The 17,590-nt window shown below is 40.3% G+C and carries 22 protein-coding genes; 9 read left to right on the plus strand and 13 right to left on the minus strand.

The genetic code is table 11. The features are described from left to right. Positions 1-73: 73 nt before the first annotated feature. From npr to JEP71_RS06545, 11 genes are all read right to left on the minus strand, one after another. On the minus strand, positions 74-346 hold the full coding sequence (npr, locus tag JEP71_RS06495) for a PTS phosphocarrier protein NPr (RefSeq protein ID WP_006535359.1): 273 nt from the start codon (positions 344-346) through the stop codon (positions 74-76). Then, a complete protein-coding gene (rapZ, locus tag JEP71_RS06500) occupies positions 343-1,197 on the minus strand; it encodes an RNase adapter RapZ (RefSeq protein ID WP_023582880.1) in 855 nt (284 codons plus the stop codon). Before rapZ ends, npr begins: the two co-directional genes overlap by 4 nt. A 79-nt stretch (positions 1,198-1,276) precedes the next feature. Beyond that, complete coding sequence (gene ptsN, locus JEP71_RS06505; RefSeq protein WP_023582879.1) at positions 1,277-1,744, minus strand: PTS IIA-like nitrogen regulatory protein PtsN; 468 nt, start codon at positions 1,742-1,744, stop codon at positions 1,277-1,279. Between the two features lie 149 nt (positions 1,745-1,893). Next, positions 1,894-2,181, minus strand: a complete 288-nt coding sequence (hpf, locus tag JEP71_RS06510; protein WP_036913954.1) for a ribosome hibernation promoting factor — start codon at positions 2,179-2,181, stop codon at positions 1,894-1,896. A 23-nt stretch (positions 2,182-2,204) separates the two neighbouring features. Next, positions 2,205-3,686, minus strand: a complete 1,482-nt coding sequence (rpoN, locus tag JEP71_RS06515) for an RNA polymerase factor sigma-54 (protein ID WP_109371958.1) — start codon at positions 3,684-3,686, stop codon at positions 2,205-2,207. A gap of 59 nt (positions 3,687-3,745) precedes the next feature. After that, on the minus strand, positions 3,746-4,471 hold the full coding sequence (gene lptB, locus JEP71_RS06520) for an LPS export ABC transporter ATP-binding protein (protein WP_006535352.1): 726 nt from the start codon (positions 4,469-4,471) through the stop codon (positions 3,746-3,748). A 6-nt stretch (positions 4,472-4,477) separates the two neighbouring features. Further along, entirely contained in the window at positions 4,478-5,011 is a 534-nt protein-coding gene (lptA, locus tag JEP71_RS06525) for a lipopolysaccharide ABC transporter substrate-binding protein LptA (protein WP_198625948.1), read from the minus strand. Then, positions 4,992-5,570 carry an LPS export ABC transporter periplasmic protein LptC gene (lptC, locus tag JEP71_RS06530; protein WP_198625949.1) on the minus strand — a complete coding sequence of 193 codons (579 nt, stop codon included), beginning with the start codon at positions 5,568-5,570 and terminating at the stop codon, positions 4,992-4,994. The genes lptA and lptC overlap by 20 nt, the downstream gene beginning before the upstream one ends. A gap of 16 nt (positions 5,571-5,586) precedes the next feature. Next, positions 5,587-6,144: a 3-deoxy-manno-octulosonate-8-phosphatase KdsC gene (gene kdsC, locus JEP71_RS06535; protein WP_198619276.1), complete on the minus strand. Its 558-nt coding sequence runs from the start codon at positions 6,142-6,144 to the stop codon at positions 5,587-5,589. A 27-nt stretch (positions 6,145-6,171) separates the two neighbouring features. After that, on the minus strand, positions 6,172-7,146 hold the full coding sequence (kdsD, locus tag JEP71_RS06540; RefSeq protein ID WP_075671453.1) for an arabinose-5-phosphate isomerase KdsD: 975 nt from the start codon (positions 7,144-7,146) through the stop codon (positions 6,172-6,174). Between the two features lie 18 nt (positions 7,147-7,164). Further along, entirely contained in the window at positions 7,165-8,145 is a 981-nt protein-coding gene (locus JEP71_RS06545) for a calcium/sodium antiporter (protein WP_198619277.1), read from the minus strand. A gap of 239 nt (positions 8,146-8,384) precedes the next feature. Between JEP71_RS06545 and mlaF the strand changes: the two genes are divergently transcribed. The 9 genes from mlaF to JEP71_RS06590 all read left to right on the plus strand — a co-directional run bounded on the left by mlaF (position 8,385) and on the right by JEP71_RS06590 (position 14,782). Next, a complete protein-coding gene (mlaF, locus tag JEP71_RS06550; RefSeq protein ID WP_100159974.1) occupies positions 8,385-9,197 on the plus strand; it encodes a phospholipid ABC transporter ATP-binding protein MlaF in 813 nt (270 codons plus the stop codon). A 3-nt stretch (positions 9,198-9,200) separates the two neighbouring features. Beyond that, on the plus strand, positions 9,201-9,980 hold the full coding sequence (gene mlaE / locus JEP71_RS06555; RefSeq protein ID WP_109371950.1) for a lipid asymmetry maintenance ABC transporter permease subunit MlaE: 780 nt from the start codon (positions 9,201-9,203) through the stop codon (positions 9,978-9,980). A 3-nt stretch (positions 9,981-9,983) separates the two neighbouring features. Continuing rightward, complete coding sequence (mlaD, locus tag JEP71_RS06560; protein ID WP_099074096.1) at positions 9,984-10,520, plus strand: outer membrane lipid asymmetry maintenance protein MlaD; 537 nt, start codon at positions 9,984-9,986, stop codon at positions 10,518-10,520. Between the two features lie 96 nt (positions 10,521-10,616). Continuing rightward, positions 10,617-11,246: a phospholipid-binding protein MlaC gene (gene mlaC, locus JEP71_RS06565; protein ID WP_109371945.1), complete on the plus strand. Its 630-nt coding sequence runs from the start codon at positions 10,617-10,619 to the stop codon at positions 11,244-11,246. Position 11,247: 1 nt separating this feature from the next. Next, a complete protein-coding gene (mlaB, locus tag JEP71_RS06570; RefSeq protein WP_098941205.1) occupies positions 11,248-11,541 on the plus strand; it encodes a lipid asymmetry maintenance protein MlaB in 294 nt (97 codons plus the stop codon). Between the two features lie 141 nt (positions 11,542-11,682). Continuing rightward, the gene (ibaG, locus tag JEP71_RS06575) at positions 11,683-11,937 is read left to right on the plus strand and encodes a BolA family iron metabolism protein IbaG (RefSeq protein ID WP_006535338.1); all 255 of its coding nucleotides are present in this window, start codon (positions 11,683-11,685) and stop codon (positions 11,935-11,937) included. A 47-nt stretch (positions 11,938-11,984) separates the two neighbouring features. After that, the gene (murA, locus tag JEP71_RS06580; protein ID WP_088493805.1) at positions 11,985-13,247 is read left to right on the plus strand and encodes a UDP-N-acetylglucosamine 1-carboxyvinyltransferase; all 1,263 of its coding nucleotides are present in this window, start codon (positions 11,985-11,987) and stop codon (positions 13,245-13,247) included. Between the two features lie 194 nt (positions 13,248-13,441). Beyond that, complete coding sequence (locus JEP71_RS06585; protein ID WP_198625950.1) at positions 13,442-14,503, plus strand: DUF2157 domain-containing protein; 1,062 nt, start codon at positions 13,442-13,444, stop codon at positions 14,501-14,503. 33 nt (positions 14,504-14,536) lie between these two features. After that, positions 14,537-14,782 carry a CPCC family cysteine-rich protein gene (locus JEP71_RS06590; protein WP_198619281.1) on the plus strand — a complete coding sequence of 82 codons (246 nt, stop codon included), beginning with the start codon at positions 14,537-14,539 and terminating at the stop codon, positions 14,780-14,782. A 27-nt stretch (positions 14,783-14,809) separates the two neighbouring features. Here the strand turns inward: JEP71_RS06590 and degS are convergent, their stop codons facing one another. Next, the gene (gene degS, locus JEP71_RS06595) at positions 14,810-15,880 is read right to left on the minus strand and encodes an outer membrane-stress sensor serine endopeptidase DegS (RefSeq protein ID WP_109371937.1); all 1,071 of its coding nucleotides are present in this window, start codon (positions 15,878-15,880) and stop codon (positions 14,810-14,812) included. Between the two features lie 206 nt (positions 15,881-16,086). After that, on the minus strand, positions 16,087-17,478 hold the full coding sequence (gene degQ / locus JEP71_RS06600; RefSeq protein WP_109371935.1) for a serine endoprotease DegQ: 1,392 nt from the start codon (positions 17,476-17,478) through the stop codon (positions 16,087-16,089). Between the last annotated feature and the right edge of the window lie 112 nt (positions 17,479-17,590).

Below are 17,590 nucleotides of genomic sequence, written 5' to 3' on the forward strand. Positions count from 1 at the left end.
GAAAGAGACAGTGATCACAGTCTCTTTCGGGTTATTTAGTTAAGAAATGCTAATCTATTGTTTTCTATTGCGATTATTCTTCATCAAACCCCGATTCAAATAATGCGATAATAGCATCAATAGCTTCATTTTCATCACTACCAGTAACTTCTATATCAATTTGACTGCCTTGCTCTGAATCTAACATTAGCATAGCAATCACACTATCCGCTTGTGCTTCAACCCCTTCGTTGTTGCGTAAAATGACGGTTGATTGAAATGTTTTTACTAAATCAAACAACTTCATTGCAGGTCTTGCATGCATACCGAGTCGATTTTTAATCGCAACTTGTCGATATTGGGTCATTTGCGTTTTTCTAGTGTTCTGTGGCGTGATTGTACGTTTTTCCCTCTAGAGCGGAAATAATCTGCGAGTTGCTCAGCAACATAAACAGAACGGTGTTTACCTCCCGTACAACCAATCGCAACCGTTAAATAACTACGGTTATTGGTTTCTAACATCGGCAACCAAAGTTCAAGATAGCTTCTAGTTTGATAAATAAAGTTATGAACTTCGGTGTGTCTATCTAAAAATGCCGCGACAGGGCGATCTAAACCTGTCATTGGACGCAGTTTAGGATCCCAATGTGGATTTGGTAAGAATCGCACATCAAAAACATAATCCGCATCAATAGGAATACCATGCTTAAAGCCAAAGGATTCAAAAACCATCGTTAGCTCACGTTCACGCTTGCCTAATAAGCGAGTACGCAGCATTTCTGCAAGCTCATGAACTGACATTTCAGAGGTGTCAATGATGAGATCAGCTCGTGATCGTAATGGCTCAAGCAGATCACTCTCTGTATCAATCGCCATTTCTAATGAAAGATTTTTAGTTGAGAGAGGGTGCAGACGTCGTGTATCACTATAACGACGAATTAAGGTATTTCTATCTGCGTCTAAAAATAAGAGTTGTGGAGAATATTCAGCGGGTAAACTTTCCAGCGCTTTTTCGAAGATCTCCGGCGACTCTGGCATATTTCGGACATCAATACTGACTGCGGCAGCAGAAGCATCACGTTCAGCCAGTGTTTTTGCGAGCTCAGGTAAAAGATCAACAGGTAAGTTATCAACACAATAAAATCCCATGTCTTCAAGCGCACGCAAAGCGACCGACTTACCTGAACCAGAGCGTCCGCTGACTATCATCAGCACCATGAGGTAGCTCCCCTATAATTTCCCAGTGATGAATATCATTCCACTGTATGCTATTCGCGTCCTACTAAACCCGTAGGGGTTATTCAGTGATAATCTGATAAAGCTCTTCATCACTTTGTGCGGAGCGTAGTCGGCGACATAAATTTTTGTCTGCCAACTGTTTTGCAATCAAAGACAGTGTGTGTAAATGTTCCTTACATTGTGTTGCAGGAACGAGTAATGCGAACAACAAGTCGACAGGTTGATTATCAATAGCGTCGAAGGCAATAGGTTCGCTTAGGTGAAGAAACACACCAACTACTTTTTCTGTTTCATCACTTTCAATACGTCCATGAGGGATAGCCAAGCCACCCCCAATCCCTGTTGTACCGACTTTTTCACGCGTCAATAAGGCTTCAAATATCAGTGTTTCGGGTAAATTAAGTGCTTTTGCTGCATTTTCACTGATAATTTCTAACGCGCGCTTTTTACTCGTGCAATGTACATCATTATGCGTACATGCCAGAGAAAGTACGTCGCTAATATTCATCTTTGTATCGTTGTTCATTGTCTTATTCACTTAGACCAGCAAACCAGATGCCACAAAGTGACATCTGGTTTTTCGTTACTGATATTGATTAGGCGTTGGTTTAAACCGAGTCATAAACAACGCAGTAACTTCGCCGATTGTATCTCCATTTCACAATGGGAAATGAATTAATGTTGTCTCAGTTTATCTTTGTGTTTGGTTAATTGACGAGCCAGTTTATCCATTAATCCATCAATTGCTGCGTACATATCTTCTGCTTCTGCAGAGGCATGCAATTCACCGCCATTAACTTGAATGGTCGCTTCCGCGATTTTATTAACTTTCTCGACTTTCAGGATAACCTGAACGTTATTAATTTTGTCAAAGAACTGAGGTAATTTCGCGCTTTTTGCTTTGACGGTATCACGCAGAGCATCGGTTAATTCAATATTATGACCAGTGATTTGAAGTTCCATAGTGTCTTCCTTCTCAATTATGCTCAAACCAACTCTTTGCGTTGATTTGAAGGCGGGATGGATAATGACTCTCTATACTTCGCAACAGTACGTCGAGCAACTTGTATTCCAAGTTCTGCGAGCATATCAGCCAGTTTACTATCACTAAGTGGTTTCGCTGGATTTTCTGCTGCGATTAGTTTCTTCACTAAAGCCCTGATTGCTGTTGAAGAGGCTTCGCCTCCGCTATCAGTATTCACATGGCTAGAGAAAAAATACTTCAATTCGAAAATTCCTCTCGGGCAATGCAAAAATTTTTGCGTTGTCACGCGAGAAATGGTGGATTCGTGCATTTCAACCTGTTCAGCAATATCGGCTAACACTAGGGGTTTCATATGCTCTTCACCCAATTCGAAAAATGCCTGCTGTGTGTCAACAATGCAATGAGCGACTTTTAATAATGTCTCATTACGGCTTTCTAAACTTTTTATCAGCCATTTGGCTTCTTGTAAATTGTCACGAATAAATTTTCCATCGCTTTCATTTTGAGTCGATTGACCCAAAGCTGCATAAGTCTCATTTATTCGTAGGCGAGGAATGCTATCTGTATTTAACTCAACTTGCCAGCGTTCACCTGATTTTTTTACCAGTATATCTGGAATAACATACTCTGACTCGCCTGTATCAATACTTAATCCGGGCTTAGGATCAAGAGACTGGATCATCTCAATAACAGATTTTAGTGTCTCTTCGCGTAACTTCGTTTGACGCATCAATTGACGAAAATCACGGTTACCTAGCAACTCTAAATATTGGCTAATAACTAACTGCGTTTCTTTAAGATAGGGTGTTTCTGTTGAAAAAGCGGATAGCTGAATCAAAAGACACTCTTTTAAATCACGAGCAGCAACACCAATAGGATCAAAGCGTTGAATACGTTTTAATACGGCTTCGACTTCATCAAGCTCTAATTCATCATCGCCCATTCCAGAAAGGATGTCATCTGTTGTGACCGTTAAATATCCTGTTTCATCAACAGCATCGATAATACTTATCGCAATCGCTCTGTCTGTTTCTGAAAATGGAGTGAGATCAGCCTGCCATGTTAGGTAATCTTGCAATGAGGCAGTTGTTTCACCTTGATACAATGGAAGCTCATCATCAGTATAGTCATTACTGGTGCCAGAAGGCGTGCCTGCGGTGTAGATCTCTTCCCATTGAGTATCCAAAGGGAGATCATCAGGCATCTCTTTTTGCTCTAAAGCATCCAGCGTGTCGAACTCTTCAACTCCGTTTTCAGTTGTTGTTTCTGTTGTAGAGTCTGACTGATTCTCTGTATGAGAGGTCTCATCTGAAACGGGATCTTGTTGATCGTCGTCTTGTTCTAGAAGTGGATTAGACTCAAGCGCTTGCTGAATTTCTTGTTGTAATTCAAGCGTCGAAAGTTGCAACAAACGAATAGCCTGTTGTAGCTGTGGCGTCATTGCCAGTTGCTGACTAAGACGAAGTTGCAGACTTTGTTTCATAATAATGCGATGAGTCCTTTGCTGTTGTCATCCATGACAGAGTAAAAGTGAATCAAAGATTACAGGCGGAAGCCTTCACCTAAGTAAACACGTTTAACTTGCTCATTTTCAAGAATTTCTTCTGGTGAACCATGAGCGATAAGGTGACCTTGGCTGACGATATAAGCACGTTCACACACATCTAATGTTTCACGAACGTTATGGTCAGTAATCAGTACACCTAATCCATAATCACGTAGATGCTGGATAATTTTTTTAATATCTAATACCGAAATAGGGTCAACACCCGCAAAAGGTTCATCTAATAAAATGAATTTAGGGTTTGCTGCCAATGCCCGCGCGATTTCAACGCGGCGGCGTTCCCCCCCTGATAATGATTGCCCTAAGCTGTTACGTAAGTGGCTGACATTAAACTCTTCTAGCAGTTCTTCTGCTCGATCTTTTCGTTCTTCAGGCGTTAAATCATGGCGGATTTCTAAGATCCCCATAATGTTGTCATAAACGCTTAAGCGTCTAAAAATAGACGCCTCTTGAGGAAGATAGCCAATGCCTTTACGTGCTCGTTCATGTAATGGTAACAGCGTAATGTCTTCATCATCAATTGTGATACTACCTGCATCACGAGCGACAATGCCAACAACCATATAGAATGTGGTTGTTTTACCTGCACCATTTGGTCCAAGTAAGCCGACAATCTCACCTGAATTAACGTTCAGGCTTACATCACCGACAACGGTGCGCCCTTTGTATGCTTTCGCTAAATTTTCAGCTTTTAACAGCGCCATAAAGTGTTACTTACCTTTGTTGTTAACACCAGGGCCTTTCTCTTGCAACTGGGAAGGCAGTAAAACAGTAGTCACTTGTTTACCTTTACCGCTAAAAGCTTCCATTTGCTGAGTTGGGACGAGATAAGTGATCTTATCACCGGTGATATTACTGTCTAATTGTTCAAGATAGGCTTTACCCGTTAAGGTCATTAACTCTTTATCCATTTCATAGGTCATTTTCTCGCCACGACCTTTGATAGGTTTACCATCATCTTGTAACTGATAAAAAGTCACTGGGTTACCAAAAGCTTCTATGACGATCCTTTTGGAGTCACCACCTGGGCGTGTGACAACAACTTTATCAGCACGAATATCGATAGATCCTTGTTTGATCACAACATTTTGTGTAAAGGTTGTGACGTTTTTTTCTAGATCAAGCGACTGTTTCTCTGAGTTCACAACAATAGGTTGTTGTGTGTCATCTTTAAGCGCCATCACAGGTACACTTATCGCTAAAAGTGTACCGATAATCAGTGTATTACGGATTTTTTGATTCATTAGGGATCTCATAATAGGTGTTTACCTTTTCAATCAGCTCTGCACGTTTCTCGCGCAGATTGCCTTGCATTTTTAAGCCGACTGATTTCAGTCCGACGCCGATAATAGTCACTTCATCATCAGAGGAAACATCCTGTGTATCTAAATTTGCGATAGCGTTGTCTGTGCTTATTCTCTGTAGTTGAGAATCATCGGTTAAGCTATCAATTTGAACATCGCCATAAAGATAGAGCATTTTACTGTTTGTCAGCTTGGCTTTATTCGCGCGTACTGTCCATGTTGCATCCCCTGTCGGTGAATAGGTAGTTAAGACAGGGTTAGTAAACCATGTAAACTTCTGTTGAGCATAATTTTTGACATCATCAGCAACAAGTTTATATCCGAGTATACCCGTTGGCTCGTAAACAAAAGATATCGATGATTTGGATTGATAAGTTGGCTGACCATCATCAACAATCTCACCATCACCGAATTCAGTGTTATTAGTGTAGTTCCAGCCAATCAGCGCAAGGGCGATAATGGCAAGAATTAAGGTAAACCAGGATTTTAATTTATTCATTCTGTATCGTTATACGTTAAATCGAAAGACCTTTAGCTTCTTCAAGCCGACCTTGCGCTAAAAGGATTAAATCACACAACTCTCGTACTGCACCACGCCCTCCCGCAATGCGGGTTACATAATTAGCATGAGGTGTAAGTAATGGATGAGCATCAGCCACGGCAACGGAAAGTCCTACTTTTTCCATTACAGGTAAATCAATCAGGTCGTCACCAATATAGGCTGTTTGTTCAGGTTTAAGGTTTAGTGTATCTAACAGTTGTTGATACGCCAAAAGCTTATTATGCTGACCTTGGTAAAGATATGTAATGCCAAGGGTCTTAGCACGACCTTCTAACAGTTTAGACTGACGACCTGTAATGATAGCAACCTCAATGCCGGATGTAAGCAAACAACGGATGCCATACCCATCACGGACATTAAAAGCTTTTAATTCTTCGCCATTATTGCCCATGTAAATGAGTCCGTCTGACATCACACCATCAACATCACAAATCAGCAATTGGATTTTTTCTGCTTTTTTGATGATTTGTTCGCTTACTGCACCATAACAAGTTTCTATCATTGTATTCATTTTTATCCTTCGAACGTTATGACTATCTTATACAACACCAGCCTGTAATAAATCATGCATATGCAAAACACCTAACAGGATATCACTATCTTGTTCCGTCACTAATAGCGAGGTGATATGTTTTGCTTGCATTAAATTCAGTGCTTCAACCGCTAAACAATCTGGGCGAATACGAATACCGCCTCTTGTCATCACATCTGAGATTTTGGCATTATTTAGATCTATCCCTAAATCAAATATTCTTCGTAAGTCACCGTCAGTAAATATACCGTTGATCAGCATACTATCATCGCAAATGACGGTCATTCCTAATTTTTTACGGGTTATCTCGACAAGAGCTTCACGTAAAGTGGCATCTTTGGTGACGCGCGGAATATCTGCCTCTTTATTCATTAAATCACTGACATGAAGGAGTAATTTACGACCTAGTGCACCACCAGGATGAGAAAGCGCAAAATCTTCAGCGGTAAAACCACGGGCACGTAAAAGTGCGATCGCTAGCGCATCCCCCATGACTAAGGTTGCCGTTGTACTGGTTGTTGGGGCAAGCCCTAAAGGACAGGCTTCTTTAGGTACTTTGATACAAAGATGAATATCAGACGCTTTCCCCATTGTACTTTGAGGAGTGCGTGTCATACAAATCAGTGTTATCTGTTTACGTTTCAGTACTGGAATAAGCGCAAGGATCTCGCTGGCTTCCCCTGAGTTTGAAATCGCTAAAACGATATCTTTTTCTGTCACCATTCCTAAGTCACCGTGGCTGGCTTCACCAGGATGAACAAAGAAAGAAGGTGTTCCTGTACTGGCGAATGTTGCAGCAATTTTATGCCCAATATGGCCTGATTTACCCATACCCATCACAATCACTCGACCTTGGCAGTGAAAAATTTTTTCACAGGCAAGCGTAAAATCATCGTTGATATATTGTTCTAGTTCAGCTAACCCATCACGCTCAATATGAAGGACTTTTTTACCCGCTTGCTGAAAATCAAACTCGGTCATTTTTTTGTACCATTTATTTTAGGTTAAGAGAGAATGTGCGACGCACAACACCGTAATATAAACAATAAAGCAAACTAACAAGAATATCCCTTTTCCTCGATTAAGACGCTGTTTGCGCCCTAATGAAAAGAGAGAAAACAGTAAACTGGCGACACCAAGTACAGCAAAACTAAAATAAAATGTATTGATATTAAATGTGCTTGGTGAGAGTAATGCTGGCATGCCCAAGACAAAAGTTAGATTGAAAATATTAGCACCTATAATATTCCCTAATGCTAACTCATTCTCGCGTCTTAGTGCTGCCACAATGGTTGTTGCTAACTCAGGTAGGCTTGTTCCAATAGATAGCAAGGTTAAACCAACAAAAAATCCACTAAGATGATACTGTTGCATTAAAATAAAGACATTATCTAATATCATTTGGGTCGCAACTGGAATAATCAGTAAAGCAATAACGACCCAAAAAAGTGCAACAGAATTACGGGGATTTGTCTGTAATTCAAAACGGGTTAAGGTTTCTAAAGGTAATACGTGGCGCTCTTGTGTTAGTGTTTTATGCATTGTTTTTATCATTAGAAAAATGGATGCAAAACCAATAAAAAAGAGCAGTGAGCCTTCTCTAAGCCCTAAGTTTCCGCTAGAAACAATAATGCCAACGAGCATGATGACTATAATCATCAAGGGAAGCTCTTTTTTTAGCACTGCGGACTGAATGTTCATGGGGTAAATCATCGCGCCAATACCTGCGATGAGGAGAAGGTTGGTGAGTGTCGAGCCAATGGCTGTCCCGATAGCGATATCAGGCAAATTATGAACTGCGGCATCAGTTGAAACAAAAAGCTCAGGCAGTGAAGTACCAGTACCTACAATTAAGATACCGATAACGGCTGGCGGAATTTTTAACGATTGCGCAAAAACGCTCGCACCATAAACTAATCGGTCTGATGCATAAACAAGTAACATCAACCCAAAAATTAAAAGAGACAAAGTAATCAACATGCCATCAGTTTTCCAACAATGAGCGAATAAAGAAAAAACCAATAAGACAGGGCTGATAAAAAAACATATTGTCAAAAGGTTTTGCTAATTAACCATATTTTGACTAGCCAAGCACGAAAAGTAAAATTAACCATGCAATAAATTGCTAAATAGTGGTGATTTCTTTGTAACATGGCGAATGACCTGCCAAAATAGCGTAAAAATTCGTTTATGCAGACAGGCTTGAGGATGTTTTATTCATGAACGCACAATCTGACAATCTAATTGAAGTGCGCAATATGAACTTCACTCGCGGTAGCAGAAAGATCTTCTCTGAGATCAATCTTGTTGTACCGAGAGGGAAAGTGACTGCGATTATGGGCCCTTCAGGGATTGGTAAAACAACCTTGTTACGCCTAATGGGAGGACAAATCCTTCCAGATAGTGGTGAAATTTGGTTTGATGGCGACAATATTCCTGCGCTATCACGTTCTGCGTTGTATCAGGCAAGAAAAAAAATGAGTATGCTTTTTCAATCAGGCGCACTGTTCACAGACATGAATGTGTTTGAAAATGTGGCGTTTCCACTAAGAGAGCATACAAATTTACCTGAAGCATTGATCCGTACAACGGTGATGATGAAACTTGAAGCCGTGGGATTACGTGGTGCGGCAAGTTTAATGCCTTCTGAATTATCAGGAGGAATGGCGAGAAGGGCGGCATTAGCAAGAGCTATCGCGCTTGATCCTGAACTGATTATGTTTGATGAGCCTTTTGTTGGGCAAGATCCTATCACAATGGGTGTGCTGGTTAAGCTAATTGATGAGTTAAATCATGCGCTTGGTGTGACTTGTGTTGTGGTTTCCCATGATGTACCCGAAGTGTTGAGTATCGCAGATTACGCCTATATTGTTGCGGAGCAGAAAGTGATTGCTCAAGGCAGTGCACAAGAATTACAGGATAATCCAGATAGGCAAGTAAGGCAGTTTTTAGATGGTATTGCTGATGGCCCTGTGCCTTTCCGTTTTCCTGCGGGAGATTATCAGGACGACCTATTAGGACGAGGAAATTAGTACGTGGTAAATTTATTATCTCGCATTGGCACTAGAGCATTAGCGATTTTTGCAACCTTCGGGAGAGCTGGCATTATGCTCTTTCGAGCATTAGTCGGTAAGCCCGAATTTCGTAAACAGTGGCCTCTGTTAATGAAGCAACTGTATAACGTTGGTGTTCAATCCTTATTAATTATCATGGTGTCTGGGCTGTTTATTGGCATGGTGTTGGGATTACAAGGCTATCTTGTTTTAACCACTTTTAGTGCTGAAGCTAGTCTTGGCATGATGGTCGCACTCTCATTGTTAAGAGAATTAGGTCCTGTGGTGACTGCATTATTATTTGCAGGTCGAGCAGGTTCAGCCTTAACCGCTGAAATCGGCTTAATGAAAGCCACAGAACAAATTTCTAGTTTAGAAATGATGGCAGTCGATCCTTTAAGACGAGTCGTTGCCCCTCGCTTTTGGGCGGGGCTTATTAGTATGCCATTACTTTCACTTATTTTTGTTGCCATCGGTATTTGGGGCGGTGCAATTGTGGGGGTGGATTGGAAAGGGATCGATGAAGGCTTTTTCTGGGCATCTATGCAGGGTGCCGTTGAATGGCGACTCGATTTAGTGAACTGCTTTATTAAAAGTGTCGTTTTTGCCATTACCGTCACTTGGATAGCGCTCTTTAACGGGTATGACGCAATCCCAACATCAGAAGGGATTAGCAGAGCAACAACACGTACTGTTGTTCATTCATCGTTAGCCGTATTGGGTTTAGATTTTGTGCTAACAGCACTGATGTTTGGGAACTAAGTCATGCAAAGTAAAAAAATTGAAGTTTGGGTTGGTCTATTTGTTCTGATTGCGTTAGCTGCTGTGATTTTCTTATGTCTTAAAGTCGCTGATATTAAAGAAATGGGTAACCAACCGACTTATCGCGTTTATGCCAGCTTCGGTAATATTGGTGGGTTAAAAGAGCGCTCTCCAGTTAAGATTGGTGGTGTGGTGATTGGTCGTGTTTCTTCTATTACCTTAAAAGAAGAAGATGAAGGAAACTATCGCCCTGAAGTCGCGCTCGATATTCTGAGCATTTATGACCACATTCCAGAAAGTAGCTCACTGTCTATTCGTACATCTGGTTTATTAGGTGAGCAGTTCCTTGCATTGAATTTAGGTTTTTATGATGAAGCGTTAGATTCTACTCTGTTAAAAGACGGGGGACGGATCACAAACACTAATTCAGCAATGGTGCTAGAAGATCTTATTGGTCAATTCCTTTATAAAACGGGTGATGGTGATGATTCAGCTAAATCTGAATCTAAACCAACAGAAGAACACTCTGCATTACCTTAATCATGAATTCCTATACGATGCACTTATACATTTAGCTAGATTTAGCGTAATAAATGCATCGTATTATTGAAACCCTATTTGAGGAGAAGCGAACGTATGTTTAAACGCTTATTGATGGTCGCACTATTAGTGATAACGCCTTTTGCTATGGCGGTAGATAAAACCAATCCTTACGCATTGATGGAAGATGCGGCACAAAAGACCTTTAGTAAATTAAAAAATGAACAGCCTGAAATTCGTAAAAATCCTGAACTTTTACGTCAAATTGTTCAGCAAGAATTACTGCCTTATGTACATATTAAATATGCAGGTGCATTAGTGTTAGGCCCACATTATCGTAATGCAACACCAGCGCAACGTGATGCTTATTTCACTGCATTTGAAGCGTATCTTGCTCAAGTCTATGGTCAAGCATTAGCCATGTATGAAGGTCAAGAATACCGTATTGAGCCAGCAAAACCTTTCGCAGATAAGTCAACGCTAACTATTCGCGTCACCATTATCGATACAAATGGCCGCCCACCTGTTCGCCTTGATTTCCAATGGCGTAAAAACAGTAAAACAGGTGAATGGCAAGCTTATGATATGATTGCTGAAGGTGTAAGCATGATCACAACAAAACAGAATGAGTGGTCAGATATTTTAAATTCTAAAGGTGTTGATGGTTTAACAAAACAGTTAGAAATCAGTGCTAAAACACCAATCACACTGGATGAGAAAAAATAACATGTCAGCTTCGTTAAATTGGGAAAAAAAGGAGGGTGTCCTCTATTTCCAAGGAACGCTAGATCGTGAAACGTTATTGCCTGCTTGGCAGCAGCGTAAAGCATTATTAGCTGATATTAATATCATTGATATTTCTGCCTTAGGACATATTGATTCAACAGGGTTGGCACTTTTTGTTCACTTAAAAGCAGAAATGGAAGAGCAAAATCGTCAATTTATTATTCAAGGTGTAAGTGAGCGTTTTCAAACATTAATTACACTCTATGATCTTGATGAAATTATGAATATTGCCTAATACAGATTTTTGAGTAAAGGTATTAAAAAGCCCCCTTCGTGATACTTTTATCATTAAGGGGGTTTTTGATGGTTTAAGAGTAGAGCGGATTCCATTAGGATAGACGACTGATTATTATTTTAACGTTGAGATTGAGCAATTATGGATACAAATGAAATCAAACAAGTATTAATGGACAGCCTGTCGTTAGATGAAGTCATCGTCAATGGTGATGGTAGTCATTTTCAAGTTGTCGTTGTTGGCGCAATGTTTGAGGGAATGAGCAGAGTAAAACAACAACAAACCATTTATGCCCCTTTGATGGAATATATCGCAGATAACCGTATTCACGCTTTGTCTATTAAAGCCTACACACCTGAAGAGTGGAAGAGAGATCGTAAACTTAACGGGCTTTAATCCAGTAGGTATACAGCGTACAGCAAAATAAAAAGAGAGTTCTACAGATGGATAAATTTAGAGTACAAGGACCAACCTGTTTATCAGGTGAGGTCACTATTTCAGGCGCAAAAAATGCCGCACTACCAATCCTGTTCGCTGCGATCCTTGCCGAAGAGCCAGTAGAATTAACCAATGTTCCTAAATTAAAAGATATCGATACAACGATTAAGTTACTTAATCGCTTGGGAACTAATGTTGAACGTAATGGCTCTGTTTTTGTTGATGCTCGTAACATTAATGAATTTTGCGCTCCTTACGAGTTAGTAAAAACCATGCGTGCTTCTATTTGGGCTTTAGGTCCGCTGGTGGCTCGTTTTGGTCAAGGTCAGGTTTCTTTACCGGGTGGCTGTGCCATTGGTGCTCGTCCTGTTGATCTTCATATCACAGGTTTAGAGCAATTAGGCGCTGAAATTACACTGGATGAAGGTTATGTGAAAGCACGCGTTGATGGGCGTTTAAAAGGCGCACATATTGTCATGGATAAAGTGAGCGTGGGCGCCACTATCACTATTATGACGGCTGCGGTATTAGCTGAAGGCAAAACCATCATTGAGAATGCGGCAAGAGAGCCTGAAATTGAAGATACCGCAAACTTCCTCAATACATTAGGTGCCAAAATTAGTGGTGCAGGTACAGACAGCATTACTATTGAAGGTGTAGAACGCCTTGGTGGCGGTACTTATCAAATTCTACCTGATCGTATTGAAACAGGGACTTTCTTAGTTGCTGCTGCTATTTCGCGTGGTCGCGTTGTTTGTCGTAATGCAAAACCTGATACGTTAGATGCTGTGTTAGCAAAATTACGTGAAGCTGGTGCAGATATTGAAGTGGGTGAAGATTGGATAAGCCTTGATATGCATGGTAAACGCCCTAAAGCGGTAACATTGCGTACTGCGCCACATCCGGGTTTTCCAACCGATATGCAAGCACAATTTAGCCTTTTAAATTTAGTTGCTGAAGGCGCGGGCATGATCACTGAAACTATTTTTGAAAATCGTTTTATGCACATTCCTGAGCTTATCCGTATGGGCGCTCACGCTGAAATTGAAAGCAATACTGTGTTATGCCACGGTGTTGAAAAACTGTCAGGCGCACAAGTGATGGCAACCGATTTACGTGCTTCTGCAAGTCTAGTACTTGCAGGCTGTATTGCTGAAGGCACAACCATTGTTGATCGTATTTATCATATCGACCGTGGTTATGAAAATATTGAAGCCAAATTACAAGGATTAGGGGCAAAAATAGAACGTTTGCGCTCTAATGACTAATTTATTTTAGTTATCCTTTTTTAGCGATTTAAAACCATAGTGCATTGTTGTGCTATGGTTTTTTTTGCGCATTATTTCAATAGGACTCTCAATAGAATAGGATAATTCATAAGGCATTTCTTGCGTGACAAGATACAGTAAGAAAATAGACCTGTTTTAGAGAAATCTCTATGAGCTAAAAGGAAGGGACATATATGCAGGTAACAAGGAAACAAGAGCGCCTAGTTCGCCAAGCACTGGATGAATGGCAACAATCTGGTGCAATCTCGACACAAGAATATCAACAATTAGGAAGTACGTTGCATCGTATTCCTTTTGATTGGAAAAGATTAAGTCGCTACGCATTTTGGATAGCAATGGTCTGTTTGATTATTGCCGCTGGGAGTATCTTTAGCGATAGCGCATTAGTCTATTATTTAATTGAGATTTTTAGTGTTTCTGAAATTATGCGAGTTATCTCTCCTGCACTTATTGCTTCTGCGCTCTATTTATGGGGATTTAAACGTCAGCGAAAAGAGACACAGTGGCATTACAGTACTGAGTTTATTCTCTTTTTAGGTGTGATGTTTACGGCTATTTTCCTTTGGCAACTGGGAGAATTACTGGATACAGGAAGTGGTCATATTGCTCCTCTCTTTCTAATCGGTTGTGTTATTTATGGTGCAATTGGATTTATCAGTCGTTCCTCGTTGGTGTGGTTATTCTTCTTATTGATGTTAGGAAATTGGTTTGGTGCTGAAACTGGCTATATGTCAGGATGGGGCGCTTATTGGTTAGGGATGAACTATCCTATCCGCTTTGTCTTCTTTGGCGCAGTATTATTAGCAGGCTGTTATTTCCTACAAAATATATTGATACACCGTCGTTTATTTACCATGACAAAAATAATGGGGCTGACTTATCTGTTTATTGCACTATGGATAATGTCTATTTTCGGTAATTACGATCCAGATACGTGGTATCGCACTTCAAGTGTGAATTTATTGCCTTGGGCGCTATTATTTGGTGTTGTCGCCGTTATCTGTATTTATATAAGCCTTAAAACAGATGACGGTATGTTAAGAGGATTTGGCCTAACATTCCTTGGTATCAACCTTTATACCCGATTCTTTGAATATTTCTGGGATAGTTTACACAGTGCGATTTTTTTCTTTATTTTGGCGGTTTCACTGATTTTAATTGGACGAAAAGCCGAAAAAATTTGGCATGCTGTTGAAAATAACTCAATTGCTAATAAAGAGAGTAAGAGCGAATAGTATAATTAACGATATGATAGGAGAGCTAATCCTATGGAAAAGCGAAGTTGTCATCTTCCTTTAGAAGTGAGCTGTGTTGCATGCCATTATTTTGTTTTCAAAGATAAAGAGGAGGCATTTTTTGAGATCTGCCCCGTATGTGGCTGGCAAAATGATGGTACTAAAGAAGGACAATATAGCGGTTGTAATCACAGCACATTAGAGGACTATCGTAATACCCAAAGCTTTAAAGAAAGTTGCTTACAAAGTGCAACGTTCTATATGAAATCTCCCTACTAGCCAAAAATAGGGAGATTTTTTTGTTAGTTATGATTCTGGTTGGTATTCCGAAATGGTGACATCGACATTAATTTCATTGCCATCACGCAATAATGTTACAGGTAATACCGTACCGGGGCGCGTCTCAGCAATATAATCCATCATTTCCATCGCAGAAGTCGCTGGTGCATGATTAATGCTAAGAATAATATCGCCAGTTTTTATTCCTGCTTTATCTGCTGGGCTATTTGGTGTGATACGGAAAATGCGCAACCCTTGAATTTGTTTGATGTCGGTATTTGATGAACGAATTTTAGGTAATTCTTTTGCTGTGATACCAATAAAACCACGAATAACACGACCATCACGAATAAGCTTATTCATAATTTTTACAGCAAGTTCAGTCGGAATAGCGAAGCCTAATCCTTCTGCACTAGGGCGATATCCATTATAAGTACCTGAATCAAACGTCATGGTATTAATACCCACAAGTTCGCCTTCAGTATTAATTAATGCGCCACCCGAGTTGCCTTCATTAATTGAGGCATCTGTTTGTAGAAAGTTTTGGTAGCGTGTTGGACTTAACCCAACTCGACCCGTAGCACTGATGATCCCTTGAGTAATAGTTTGTCCAATATTAAAGGGATTACCAATAGCCAGTACAACATCACCAACATGAGAAATTCGTTTACTATTAATGGGGATCGTCGGGAGTTTATCTGCATCAATCTTTAACACAGCAAGATCAGTTAATGGATCAGAGCCAACGAGTAAACCTTCATAGAGATCACCATTTTGTAACGCAACAATAATTTGATCAGCATTATTAATAACATGTTGATTTGTCAGAATATAACCACGACCATCCATAATGACGCCAGCGCCTAAAGATGTCAGCTCACGACCTTCTTGAGAAAAGCTTCCCATCGTACTGCTATAAACATTAACAACCGCAGGGGCGGCTCGTCGTACTGCTGTGTTATAGCTAAAAGGCGCATTGAGAAAATCGCCATTAAGTAGGCGTTCAATAAAAATAGGGCGAATTGAAGGAACTGCAATCAAAAGAATTGCTGCTGTGAGAAGACCAATTAGAGTTGATCGCAGTAATTTAGTTAACATAAAAATCCTGTATTTATGTCTGACTGTGAAATTATTCGCGTAGAAGGGGTGAGAATAGCATAGTTTAACTTATGAAAGCATCGCTCAACGCATAAAATCCCCTTTTAAGCCAATGACGCTCATCAAAAATAGATATAAAAAAAGCCCTATAATAGATATTACAGGGCTAAGGAAATCAATAAATTAGATAGGTGAAAGCTTACTTCTTAGCGCGGTGTATTACGTAACAGCAGATAAATTTGTTCATTGCCACGTTGAATATTCAATGCAAGAACAGGCGGTTTAGCATCAATTGCTTTGCGTAAATCGCCTAGTGATGTAATTGGCGTATTATTGATACCAATAATAAGGTCGCCTTTTTGTAAACCAGATGCAGCAGCGGCTGAATCTTTTTCGACAGAATCGACTGCAACAGCTTTCACTTGTTTATTCACATAGTTACTTAGTGTTGCACCTTGTAGTGCAGGAGAGAAGTTATCTGCGCGTGTTGCATCTGCCGATTGTTTCTCTAATGTCACTTTCACATCCATTGGTTTACCTTGACGGATTAAACCAATTAGGATCTCTTTACCTGGCGGTGTTGTACCCACTTTAGCTCTTAATTCAGCAAAGCTATTGATACGTTTACCATCAACTGAAATTAAAACGTCACCCGGTTTAATGCCTGCTTTTGCAGCAGATGAATCTGGCATTACTTCGCTAACAAAAGCACCGCGTTGTGCATCAATATTAAAGGATTTCGCCAGATCAGAATTCATTTCTGTACCGCGAATACCTAATATGCCACGTTTAACTTCACCATGAGAAATCAGTTGTTGGCTAAGGTCACGCGCCATATTACTTGGGATGGCGAAGCCAATACCGATGTTGCCACCACCTGGTGCTAAAATAGCAGTGTTAATTCCGATTAACTCACCATTCAAGTTAACAAGCGCGCCACCAGAGTTACCACGGTTGATTGAAGCATCGGTCTGGATAAAGTTCTCTAAACCTTCAAGATTTAAACCGCTACGACCTAGTGCGGAAATAATACCGGATGTTGCTGTTTGGCCTAAACCAAATGGGTTACCGACTGCAACTGCAAAGTCACCAACACGTAGTTGGTCAGAATCCGCCATTTTAATTGCAGTTAAGTTGGTTGGTTTTTCAATTTGCAGTAATGCGATATCGGTTTGTGGATCGCTACCAATTAATTTTGCACTAAATTCACGGCCATCATTAATTTGCAGTTGAATTTTATCTGCGCCATCAACAACGTGGTTGTTTGTTAATACGTAGCCTTTTTGTGCATCAATAATGACGCCAGAGCCTAAGCCTTCAAAAGGGCGTACACTTTGTTGTTGTGATGGGAAATTGGGGCCAAAGAAGAATTTGAACTCTTCGGGCACTTGCTGGTTTTGTACTCGCGTTCCTGAAACGTGCACACTGACAACCGCAGGTAACACTTTTTCTAACATCGGTGCAAGGCTTGGCAGTTGTTCGCCTGATGGCATCACAGCAGGTAGTGCAGCCATACTGGTTGCTGGAATAGTAGAGAGTGAAAGTCCGACACTCATTGCTAATGCACTAAGTAATAATTTTCTTTTTTTAGTCAACATGAATTAGAGTCTCTTGATACAGTTATCAAAATAAAAGTTTTTGCTCAAAATGAGCGCGATGTCACTAAGACCTGTACTGACAAAGGAAAGTTCATTAAGACATGATGTGCTT

Origin of the sequence: Proteus sp. PR00224, assembly GCF_016238105.1 — a bacterium.
Taxonomy (GTDB): domain Bacteria; phylum Pseudomonadota; class Gammaproteobacteria; order Enterobacterales; family Enterobacteriaceae; genus Proteus.